Consider the following 10,019-nt stretch of genomic DNA (forward strand, 5'->3'; position numbering starts at 1 on the left):
AACTGACATGAAATGTCATGACAGTTTGTCATGGTTGGCGTCAGACGTTCGGGTCGGGTCCTTTAAGCCGGATATGTTGCTTTTGTTCTAGCACGTTGCCGCGTCTTTTCCAGTCCGCGAACAACCGGCTGACGGTTTCGACGGTCAGGCCCAGGTAGTCCGCGACGTGCTGGCGGCTGAGCGGGAAATAGGTCCAACCTTCGGGATCCTCCGCGCACCATTCCTCCAGGAACTTCCACAGGCGGCGGTTCGCTTTCAGGTTGCGCAGTTCGACCAGACGTCGTTCGGCATGTGAAATATTGCGGGCCCAGCGCCGGATCAGCGCCTTGCGAATGCGCTCGCGCTCCTGCGTCAGTTCGGAGAGTTCCTTGAGGTCCAGTTGGCAGACGGCGACGTCGTCGCCCAGCGGCGTGGCACTGTGATGGTAGTGCGAGTCCACCAGACCCTCGACGCCGAACAGGTCGCCGGGCCGCAGCAGCCGGACGATCTGTTCCTGGCCGTCAGGCAACGACATGCTGAGTTTGATGACGCCCTGTATCAGGGTGTAGGCGGCGTCGGCCGGGTCGCCTTCATGGTAAAGCGCCATCCCCTGGTCGAGATGCCGCGTGGTGAGCTGCATCTTGAGTTTGCCGAGCTCGTCCAGCGTGAGCTCGGCAAACAGGCTGATCGGCCTGACCGGACAGGTAAGACAATCGCTGCGCTGGCTGTCCGGCTGACCCATGGGATTACATCTTCTGGATGACGACGAACGCGCCGCGGATGTCGCCCTGCTTGAAGCCGGTGGCGCGATCATGCGGATAAAGCGCTTCGAGTTTGGCCTTGACCGGCGCGGCGATCTGTTCGCCGTGGCAGGTGAGGCACAGCGCACCGGTGGGAATCGCCTTCATGTAGCGGAATTCCCTGCCGTTGGGGGTGTCGACCTCGGCTCTGTAGTCGATCATTTTGACCGGCTCGCCGGCGGCCTTGCGCTGCTCGAACTGCTCCAGGACCGTTTTCTGCCAGTCGGTGGGGGCGTTGTTCGGGTTGCGGTATTTCAGGCTGGTGCGCGAGATCTGTATCCCTTTTTCCGCGGAGACTCGCTTCGCGATTTCGGTGGCTTCGCTGTTGCACACGCCGACGGCGTTGACCGGACCGCCGGCCTTCATGGCGGCCTGCAGTTCGCCTTTCAGCGATTTGGCGAATTCGGCGATGGCTGCGCGGCTCGCCTTGACGCGTTCCGCCTGGGTATCGGCCAGGGCGGGCTGGGCCGCCAGGCTCGACAGGATGATGGGCAGCGCGATACGGGTTTTCATGGGTACTACTCCTTGCTGGTGAACGATTAACCATCACCAGCATACGAATCGGGCCGTGAAAGTCGGTGACTTACTCACCGTTTCGGTAAAGGGTGGGCCGGGGTTTTGCGCCCCGGCCCGGTTACAGCTTATTTGTTGTTGTCTTCCGACAGCTGGGTGTCCATGAGGGCACCGCCGGCGGCGGAGATCAGCACGATCATGACCGTACCGACCAGCCAGGCGAAGTACCACGGACCGTAGTCACCCAGGATGATGGTCAGGAAGATCAGGACCAGCGCGATCAGGGTATAGAGAATGATCTTCATGTGGCTTCTCCTTTAATAAGCGTGGTCGTCGGCTTCGATCTGCTCGGGCTTCACCTTGCCGCGCATGACCCAGAAGGCCCAGCTGGTGTAGGCGAGAATCGCGGGCACGAACACTACCGTCCAGCCGACCATCCAGATAAGGGTGGTTTTACTGGAGGATGCGTTCCACACCGTGAGGCTTTGGGCCGGGTTGGTGAACGACGGCATCATGAAGGGGAACATCGCGGCCCCTGCCGTACCCAGAATCCCGATCCAGGCCAGTGCACCCATCCACCAGGCGAAGTGCGACTTGCCGCCGCGCGCGGCGAGCGTGCCGATGATGACCGTCACGTAGGTGATGATCGGCAGCAGCCAGAGCAGCGGATGAGCCTTGAAGTTCATCAGCCATGCACCCTTGGTCATTTCCACGGAGACCGGCAGCAGCGGGTTGGAAGGACCGCCCGGATTCACGTCGGAGGTGTAATGGAAGCCGTTCAGGTTGGCCACCCAGATGCCGCCGATGGTGAACAGGACCAGTGCCAGCGGGCCGAACACGGTCACCAGCTTCTTGCTGCGCTCGTAGATGGCGCCCTCGGAGCGGTTCATGATCATCAGTGCGCCCATGAAGATGGACATCGATACCGACAGCAGCCCCGCCAGGATGGCGAAGGGGTTGAACAGCGAGATGAAGCTGCCGGTGTAGACCGAGATCATGTTCCACTCGAAGTGGAACGGGAAGCCCTGCAGGGCGTTGCCGAAGGCTGCGCCGAACACCACCATGGGTACCAGGCCGCTGATGAACAGTCCCCAGTCCCAGATATTGCGCCAGGTGGGCGAGGCGACCTTGCTGCGGTACTCGAAGCCCACCGGCCGGATGATCATGGTCCACAGCAGGAGCAGCATGACCACGTACAGCCCCGAGAAGGCGGTGGCGTAGATCGTGGGCCAGGCGGCGAAAATCGCACCGCCGCCCAGGATGAACCACACCTGGTTGCCGTCCCAGTGCGGGCCGATGATGTTGAGCGCCACGCGGCGTTCGGTGTCGGTGCGGCCGACGTAGCGCAGGATGGTGCCCACGCCCATGTCCATGCCCACCATGATGGCCAGCCCCATGAGCAGCACGCCCAGCAGGAGCCACCAAAGCACTTTCAGTGCAACGTAAAGTTCCATGATTTACTCCTCGTTGGATTTCATGACCGGACGGGCAAACACCGGCTGAGCGGCACCGCCACCCGAGGGGGCATGATCATGCGGCTCCGGACCCTTGCGGATGTTTTTCACCATCAGGTACATCTCGACGGCGATGAAGGTCGCGTAGAGCAGCGTGAAGCCGGTCAGCGAAAAGATCATGTAGCCCTCGGAGTGGGTGGAGGCCGATATCCAGGTGGGCAGCTTTTCGTAAACTGTCCACGGCTGCCGGCCCAGCTCCGCTGTCAACCAGCCGAACTCGGCGGCGAGGAATGGCACCGGGATCATCCACGGCGAGATCTTGAGCATGAAGTTCTGCATCATGCACTGGCCGCGCAGCGAGTAGGTGGCCATGGCCACGAGGTAGATCAACATCAGGAACGCGAAGGCGACCATGAGCCGGAAGGACCAGAACACGGCCCACACCGGTGGAATGGCGTCACGCGCGGCCTTCTCGATCTGCGCCTGGGTGGCCTGCGTGACATCCGGTGCATAGCGCATCAGCAACATGGCGTAGCCCAAATCCTGCTTGTGGGCGTCGAACTGTGCCTTTGCCTGGGCGCTGTTCGGGTCCTCCTGCAGCTGCTTGAGCGCCGTCAGAGCGGGAATGCCGTTCTGGATGCGTTCGGCGGCCTGTGCTTCCAGTTCCTTGATGCCGGGCAGTTCCTTGTCCAGCGAGTGGGTGATCAGGATGCCGGCCAGTCCGGGGATCTCGATCAGCGGGCCCACGTTGCGCTGCTCCTTGTCGGAGGGGAATGCGATCAGCTTGAGCGGGGCGGGGGCCTTCTCGGTCTGCCACATGCCTTCCATCGCGGCCAGCTTGGTCGGCTGGGCGCTGCCGGCGACGAAGCCCAGCGCGTCGCCCAGGGTGATGACGCCGATCACGGAAAACACCCCGAACAGGGCGCCCATGCGCAGCGAGCGGCGGGCCAGTTCGACATGACGACGCTTGCTCAGATACCAGGCGCTGATCGCCACCACGAACACCGAGGCGGTGACGTAGCCGGCAATCGAGGTATGCACGAACTTGGACTGCGCGTCATGGCTGAACATCAGGTCGAAGAAGCTGGACAGCTCCATGCGCTGAGTGACGGGGTTGAAGAACGCACCCTGCGGGTCCTGCATGAAGCCGTTCGCGATCAGGATCCAGAGGGCGGAGAGGTTCGAGCCCAGTGCCACCAGGAAGGTCACTGCCAGATGGGCCGACTTGCTCATACGGTCCCAGCCGAACAGCATCAGACCCACGAAGGTCGACTCCATGAAGAAGGCCATCAGGCCCTCCACGGCGAGCGGGGCGCCGAAGATGTCGCCGACGTAGTGGGAATAGAAGGACCAGTTGGTGCCGAACTCGAATTCCATGGTCAGGCCGGTCGCCACGCCGAGGGCGAAATTGATGGCGAACAGCTTGCCCCAGAACTGGGTCATGTCCTTGTAGATCTGCTTGCCGGTGGTGACGTACACCGTCTCCATGGCGGCGAGGATGAAGCTCAGACCCAGGGTTAGCGGCACGAACAGGAAGTGGTACAAGGCCGTTGCGGCGAACTGCCAGCGTGACAGCTCTACAACGGTATCAGTGGGGACGATCATGCATGCACTCCTCTCTTTCGGGTTAGTGGTTCTTGGCACTACCACCTGTGCGAGCCCGCTGGAACGCCTGAGCCGGGTCCGCACAGTTGCTGCAGCACGCAATCCTTGCGTCTTCAGCGTTTCCCGGAGAGTTGCCGACTCCGGGGCAGGCACATCGGGTGCCTGCGGTTACGGTGCGGCTCGTCCTTGAGCTGCACGCAACGTTCAGACCTTCCCGCCCCTGTCGGCAGCCATGAATATTAGGGGGTTCTAATATTCATGGCTGCAATAACCCTGTTTTGAGCAGGGGTGGAGCTGCAATACCGAATGCGACAGCGGATGCGGTCGAATGTTGCAGATGCAGAGGGAGTATTGATTCCTCGCAATTCACGCGCATTGATGTAAATCAACAAAAGGATTCAGCTTCGTTTCAGGAGGACGTACACGGCGCCGGTTCCGCCGTCCACGGGACGGGCGGAGGTGAAGGCCAGCACGTCTTCGCGCTGGCGCAGCCACTTGTTCACGCGGGCCTTCAGTACGGGGCCGCGCTGGTCGGAGCGCAGGCCCTTGCCGTGGATGATGCGTACGTGACGCAGCCGCTGGGCACGGGCGTCGAGCAGGAATTCCACCAGGATGCGGCGGGCCTCGTCGGCGGTGAGGCCGTGCAGGTCGAGCTCGGCCTCGAGGCGGAACTGCCCCTGGCGCAGTTTGCGGTAGACCGAATGCTGGATCCCGGGACGGCAGAAGTGGAGCTCGTCCCCGGGCTGGATGTCGAGTTCCTCGTAGCCGTCGGACATCATGTCCACCAGGACCTGTTGGTCGTCGCGGCGGCGCATTTCCGGGACGGGGGCGGGCCGCGGGCGGTCGTCCGCGGGGGCGAGGTCGTGTTCCAGGGGAATCACGCCGGACATGGCGCGGCGGAACAGTTCGCGGTCGTCGTCGTCTTCCTGTCGGGTCATGGTATCCCCCGTCTCCGATGCGGCCAGCAGAATAAAGGCCCGGTTCCGTGGGCCTCGGAAATCCATTCCAGTATAGTAAGCGAATTGTGATTTTTCAGTTTTGATATGCATATCCTGGTTAGCAATGACGACGGCTATCAGGCACCGGGGTTGCGGTGCCTGGCGGAATCCCTGAAGGCGGTTGCCGAAGTCACCGTGGTGGCGCCGGACCGGGACCGCAGCGGCGCCAGCAATTCGCTGACCCTGGATCAGCCGTTGCGGGCCAAACTGCACGACGACGGTTTCATCAGTGTGAACGGCACGCCGACCGACTGCGTGCACCTGGCCATTACCGGCCTGCTGGAAACCGAGCCCGATATGGTGATCTCGGGTATCAACAGCGGCGCCAACCTGGGGGACGACGTGATTTATTCCGGTACCGTGGCCGCGGCCATGGAGGGGCGCTTTCTGGGGCTGCCGGCGATCGCCGTCTCGCAGCTGGGCCCGGATCCGCAGTATTTCGAAACGGCGGCCAGGGCCGTGCTGGAGGTCCTGGAGCGGATGCGTTCGCGCCCGCTGCCGGCGAACACGATTCTGAACATCAACGTGCCCGATCGGCCGTGGGACGCGGTCTCCGGGATTCAGGCCACGCGCCTCGGCCATCGTCACAAGTCCGAACCGGTGGTCGGCGGGCGCGATCCGCGCGGACGCCCCATTTACTGGGTGGGAACCGCCGGGCCGGAGCAGGACGCCGGAGAAGGCACCGATTTCGGCGCCATCAACGCGGGCTTCATTTCTATAACGCCGTTGCAGGTGGACCTGACCTTGCACGACCGGGTCGCGCCGCTGGCAGATTGGCTGTCGGGGGAAGATGCATGAGCAGTACCGGACTGGGGGGGATCGGCATGACGTCCCAGCGCACGCGCAACCGGTTGGTGGAGCGCTTGCGTCAGAAGGGGATTCAGGACGAACGGGTGCTGGATGCGATCGGGGCGGTGCCGCGGCATATGTTCGTCGACGAGGCCATGGCCACGCGTGCCTACGAGGACAGCGCCCTGCCCATCGGCCATGGCCAGACGATCTCCCAACCTTATATAGTCGCGCGCATGACGGAGGTGCTGCTCGGCGGCGGTACCCTCGACAAGGTGCTGGAGGTGGGCACCGGCTCCGGCTATCAGGCGGCCGTGCTGGCCATGCTGGTGCAGCAGGTCTATACGGTGGAGCGCATCCAGCCGCTGTACCGGCGCGCGCGCGACCTGTTCTACAGCCTGCGCATCCGTAATATTCGCGCGACGCACAGTGACGGTACCTGGGGGTGGGAACAACATGCGCCCTACGACGGCATCCTGGTGACTGCGGCGCCCGACGAGGTTCCGGAAAGCCTGCTGCTGCAGCTCGCCGTGGGCGGCCGGCTGGTCGCCCCGGTAGGGCGGTCGGACGGCAAGCAGGAACTGCAGCTCATCACCCGTACGCCGGATCATTTTGAACGCGAAGTTCTCGAGACGGTCAATTTCGTTCCCTTTCTCAGCGGGAAATCCACTTGAAACTGTTTGCGCCACTTTACGACCGGGCCCTGCAATGGGCCGCCCATCGCCATGCACCCCGCTACCTGGCGGGACTGAGCTTCGCCGAGTCCTCGTTTTTTCCGGTTCCGCCGGACGTGATGCTCATCCCCATGTCCATGACCCGCCCGAAGTGCTGGTTCGCGTTCGCCCTGCTGGCGACCGCGGCCTCCACCGTGGGCGGCCTGTTCGGTTATCTGCTGGGACATTTTTTCCTCGAACTGCTGATGCCGTACCTGCAGCAGCTCGGCTATATGCAGAGTTTCGAACGCGCCCAGGCCTGGTTCCGCGAATGGGGCGTATGGGTCGTGTTCGTGGCCGGCTTTTCACCCATACCTTATAAGGTCTTTACGCTTTCGGCGGGGGCGCTTTCCATGGCGTTGGCGCCGTTCATTCTGGCCTCCTTCGTCGGGCGCGGGACGCGCTTTTTTCTTGTCGCGGCATTCATGGCCTGGGCCGGCCCGACGATGGAGCCCGTGATCCGGCGTTACGTCGAATGGCTGGGCTGGCTGTCGGTTCTGGTTCTGGTGATGGTCTTCGTCTGGGTCAAGTGGCTGCGCTGAGGCACATCCGCGCGATTCTACTGGGGTTGGTAACCGCCTTCTTGGTGGTCGCCTGTGCGACCCCGCCTGACGGGACAATTCATGCGGACAAATACCGCGTGCATCGGGGGGATACGCTTTACGGTATCGCCTGGCGCTTCGGGCTCGATCCCCACGACCTGGCGCGTTGGAACGGCATTGGGCCGCCGTACACCATTTATCCCGGGCAGTACCTGATCATGCAGCCGACGCGTGCCCTAAGCACGCGGGTCGCGACAGCCGCACCCCCGCCTGCCGTCACGCCCAGCCCGCCGCCGCGCAGCACTTCCATCAGACGGCCGCCAACGCGTCCGCATGCGGTATCCAAGCCGCGTCGAACCTATCAACCGCCTGCGATTCCCAACGGTGCCATCAAATGGACGTGGCCCGCGCAGGGTAAAGTGGTGCAGCGTTATGTGTCCGGTTCCGAGACCAAAAAAGGCATCAATATTGAGGGCAAACTCGGCGAACCCGTGCGTGCCGCGGCGGCTGGTCAGGTGGTGTACAGCGGCAGTGGATTAATCGGCTACGGCAAGCTTGTTATCATCAATCACAACAGGCATTATCTGAGCGCATACGCACATAATAAAAAACTACTCGTGCGCGAGGGGGAGAAGGTGAAAGCCGGCCAGGAGATCGCGGAGCTGGGTGAGACCAATGCCGCGGAGCCGATCCTCCACTTTGAAATCCGCAAAGATGGCAAACCGGTCAACCCGTTGAGGTACCTGCCATCGAAACCGGGTTCACAATAGCATCGGCCAAATCGGACCGAATGCAGGAGTAGACGATGCCACGGCAAAAGTCACCAAAGGACGAGGAACTCGAATCACTCCTGGAAACGAAGGACGATCCGGAGAGTGCCGAAGAGACCGAGGAAGATTCGGTTCTCGATCAAGTGCCCGAAGAGGCGGACGAGGAACCGGAGGAAGAACAGGAAGAAGAACGCTTCGAGGCGGGCCACATTCCCAAGGCCGATCTCGATGCGACCCGCCTTTATCTCAAGGAAATCGAGTTCTCCCCGCTGCTGACCCCCGAGGAGGAGGTTTATTACTCGCGTCTCGCCCGTAAAGGCGACGAGATGGGTCGGCGCAAGATGATCGTTTGCAATCTGCGCCTGGTGGTCAAGATCGCGCGCCGCTACATGAATCGCGGCATGGCGCTGCTGGACCTGATCGAGGAGGGTAATCTCGGTCTGATGCGCGCGGTCGAGAAGTTCGATCCGGAACGCGGTTTTCGTTTCTCCACCTATGCCACGTGGTGGATACGGCAGACCATCGAGCGCGCATTGATGAACCAGACACGCACCATCCGTCTGCCGATCCACGTCATCAAGGAACTCAACACCTACCTCAAGGCCGCGCGCCATCTCACGCAGGAGCTGCACCACGAAGCGACCGCCGAAGAAGTGGCGGAGATGCTCGACAAACCCATCGAGGACGTGAAGAAACTGCTCAAGCTGAGCGAGCGCGCCACCTCGGTCGACATCCCGGTAGGCAAGGAGGGCGGCCGACCGCTGCTGGAAGTCATTCCCGACGAACAGTCCCGCGAGCCTTCCGCGTTGCTGCAGGACGAGGACATCGCCAACTCCGTGGAGCATTGGCTGATGGCGCTGGAGGAAAAGCAGCGCGAGGTGATCATCCGCCGCTTCGGGCTGCACGGCTACGAACGCGCCACCCTGGAAGAGGTCGGCAAGGAACTGGGTGTGACCCGCGAACGGGTGCGCCAGATTCAGATGGAGGCGCTACGCAAGCTGCGCCGGATCCTGGAAAGCCACGGCCTGTCCGAGGAAACCCTGCTTAAGGAGTAAGGCGTAAGGCGTAAGGCGTAAGGCGTAAGGCGTAAGGCGTAAGGCGTAAGGCGTAAGGCGTAAGGCGTAAGGCGTAAGGCGTAAGGCGTAAGGCGTAAGGCGTAAGGGACAAGACTTGCGCGCCCGCTCTCATCCTCACTTCACACCATGTCGTTCCAGCGCCCAGGCCACGTGCTCGCGCACCAGGGCGGAGGGATCGTCGCGGCGGCTGTTCAATGCCGCTATCACGTTTGTTCCTGTTGGTGCATTGCCCAGCGCAACGGCGATGTTGCGCAGCCAGCATTCATGGCCGATGCGGCGGATCGCCGATCCCTCGGTACGGCTCAGAAATTCCGCCTCGGTCCAGGCAAACAGCCCGATCAGCTCCGGGGCATCCAGGCCTGCGCGCGGTCCGAAGTCGTCCTCCGCCGTGTGTTGAGCAAACCGGTTCCAGGGGCACGCCAGCTGGCAATCGTCGCAGCCGTAGATGCGGTTGCCGATCAGCGGGCGCAACGGCTCGGGAATGGCGCCGCGCAGCTCGATGGTTAGATAGGAAATGCAACGCCGGGCGTCGAGCTCGTAGGGTGCGACGATGGCCCGGGTGGGGCAGATGTCGATACACGCCTGGCAGCGGCCGCAATGATTGCCGGTCGGTTCGTCCACCGGCAAAGGCAGATCGGTGTACAGCTCGCCGAGAAAGAACCATGAGCCCGCTTCGCGGGCCAGCAGGTTGGTGTGTTTGCCGATCCAGCCCAGTCCCGCTTTTTCGGCCAGGGCCTTCTCCAGCACCGGGGCGCTGTCCACGAAGATGCGGTGCCCGAA

The 10,019-nt window shown here is 62.5% G+C and carries 12 protein-coding genes; 5 read left to right on the forward strand and 7 right to left on the reverse strand.

Annotation, left to right across the window (positions count from 1 at the left end; genetic code table 11):
• Positions 1–40: 40 nt before the first annotated feature.
• From P8Y64_06615 to P8Y64_06640, 6 genes are all read right to left on the reverse strand, one after another.
• Positions 41–721: a Crp/Fnr family transcriptional regulator gene (locus P8Y64_06615; protein MEJ2060144.1), complete on the reverse strand. Its 681-nt coding sequence runs from the start codon at positions 719–721 to the stop codon at positions 41–43.
• Between the two features lie 4 nt (positions 722–725).
• On the reverse strand, positions 726–1,292 hold the full coding sequence (locus P8Y64_06620; GenBank protein ID MEJ2060145.1) for a DUF3365 domain-containing protein: 567 nt from the start codon (positions 1,290–1,292) through the stop codon (positions 726–728).
• A gap of 128 nt (positions 1,293–1,420) precedes the next feature.
• Positions 1,421–1,597, reverse strand: coding sequence for a hypothetical protein (locus tag P8Y64_06625; GenBank protein MEJ2060146.1), 177 nt, complete (start codon positions 1,595–1,597; stop codon positions 1,421–1,423).
• 12 nt (positions 1,598–1,609) lie between these two features.
• A complete protein-coding gene (gene cydB / locus P8Y64_06630; protein ID MEJ2060147.1) occupies positions 1,610–2,746 on the reverse strand; it encodes a cytochrome d ubiquinol oxidase subunit II in 1,137 nt (378 codons plus the stop codon).
• A gap of 3 nt (positions 2,747–2,749) precedes the next feature.
• Complete coding sequence (locus tag P8Y64_06635) at positions 2,750–4,351, reverse strand: cytochrome ubiquinol oxidase subunit I (protein MEJ2060148.1); 1,602 nt, start codon at positions 4,349–4,351, stop codon at positions 2,750–2,752.
• 398 nt (positions 4,352–4,749) lie between these two features.
• On the reverse strand, positions 4,750–5,289 hold the full coding sequence (locus tag P8Y64_06640; GenBank protein MEJ2060149.1) for a Smr/MutS family protein: 540 nt from the start codon (positions 5,287–5,289) through the stop codon (positions 4,750–4,752).
• Between the two features lie 105 nt (positions 5,290–5,394).
• On the opposite strand from P8Y64_06640, the gene surE reads away from it, so the two are divergent.
• The 5 genes from surE to rpoS are packed head-to-tail and all read left to right on the forward strand — an operon-like array spanning position 5,395 to position 9,218.
• A complete protein-coding gene (gene surE, locus P8Y64_06645; GenBank protein ID MEJ2060150.1) occupies positions 5,395–6,147 on the forward strand; it encodes a 5'/3'-nucleotidase SurE in 753 nt (250 codons plus the stop codon).
• Complete coding sequence (locus P8Y64_06650) at positions 6,144–6,812, forward strand: protein-L-isoaspartate(D-aspartate) O-methyltransferase (protein MEJ2060151.1); 669 nt, start codon at positions 6,144–6,146, stop codon at positions 6,810–6,812. Before surE ends, P8Y64_06650 begins: the two co-directional genes overlap by 4 nt.
• Positions 6,809–7,393, forward strand: coding sequence for a DedA family protein (locus P8Y64_06655; protein ID MEJ2060152.1), 585 nt, complete (start codon positions 6,809–6,811; stop codon positions 7,391–7,393). The genes P8Y64_06650 and P8Y64_06655 overlap by 4 nt, the downstream gene beginning before the upstream one ends.
• Positions 7,327–8,163: a peptidoglycan DD-metalloendopeptidase family protein gene (locus P8Y64_06660; protein ID MEJ2060153.1), complete on the forward strand. Its 837-nt coding sequence runs from the start codon at positions 7,327–7,329 to the stop codon at positions 8,161–8,163. Before P8Y64_06655 ends, P8Y64_06660 begins: the two co-directional genes overlap by 67 nt.
• A 35-nt stretch (positions 8,164–8,198) precedes the next feature.
• The gene (gene rpoS / locus P8Y64_06665; protein MEJ2060154.1) at positions 8,199–9,218 is read left to right on the forward strand and encodes an RNA polymerase sigma factor RpoS; all 1,020 of its coding nucleotides are present in this window, start codon (positions 8,199–8,201) and stop codon (positions 9,216–9,218) included.
• Positions 9,219–9,353: 135 nt separating this feature from the next.
• Here the strand turns inward: rpoS and queG are convergent.
• The coding region (gene queG, locus P8Y64_06670) for a tRNA epoxyqueuosine(34) reductase QueG (protein ID MEJ2060155.1) at positions 9,354–10,019 on the reverse strand (666 nt) is incomplete at its 5' end.

This window comes from Gammaproteobacteria bacterium, assembly GCA_037388465.1.
GTDB lineage: Bacteria > Pseudomonadota > Gammaproteobacteria > SpSt-1174 > SpSt-1174 > JARRKE01.

What these genes read in the sequence shown, in the direction of transcription:
- P8Y64_06615 (MEJ2060144.1), bottom strand. Translation starts at nt 721, where the DNA reads ATGGGTCAGCCGGACAGCCAGCGCAGCGATTGTCTTACCTGTCCGGTC.
- P8Y64_06620 (MEJ2060145.1), bottom strand. Translation starts at nt 1,292, where the DNA reads ATGAAAACCCGTATCGCGCTGCCCATCATCCTGTCGAGCCTGGCGGCC.
- P8Y64_06625 (MEJ2060146.1), bottom strand. Translation starts at nt 1,597, where the DNA reads ATGAAGATCATTCTCTATACCCTGATCGCGCTGGTCCTGATCTTCCTG.
- cydB (MEJ2060147.1), bottom strand. Translation starts at nt 2,746, where the DNA reads ATGGAACTTTACGTTGCACTGAAAGTGCTTTGGTGGCTCCTGCTGGGC.
- P8Y64_06635 (MEJ2060148.1), bottom strand. Translation starts at nt 4,351, where the DNA reads ATGATCGTCCCCACTGATACCGTTGTAGAGCTGTCACGCTGGCAGTTC.
- P8Y64_06640 (MEJ2060149.1), bottom strand. Translation starts at nt 5,289, where the DNA reads ATGACCCGACAGGAAGACGACGACGACCGCGAACTGTTCCGCCGCGCC.
- surE (MEJ2060150.1), top strand. Translation starts at nt 5,395, where the DNA reads ATGCATATCCTGGTTAGCAATGACGACGGCTATCAGGCACCGGGGTTG.
- P8Y64_06650 (MEJ2060151.1), top strand. Translation starts at nt 6,144, where the DNA reads ATGAGCAGTACCGGACTGGGGGGGATCGGCATGACGTCCCAGCGCACG.
- P8Y64_06660 (MEJ2060153.1), top strand. Translation starts at nt 7,327, where the DNA reads ATGGCTGGGCTGGCTGTCGGTTCTGGTTCTGGTGATGGTCTTCGTCTG.
- rpoS (MEJ2060154.1), top strand. Translation starts at nt 8,199, where the DNA reads ATGCCACGGCAAAAGTCACCAAAGGACGAGGAACTCGAATCACTCCTG.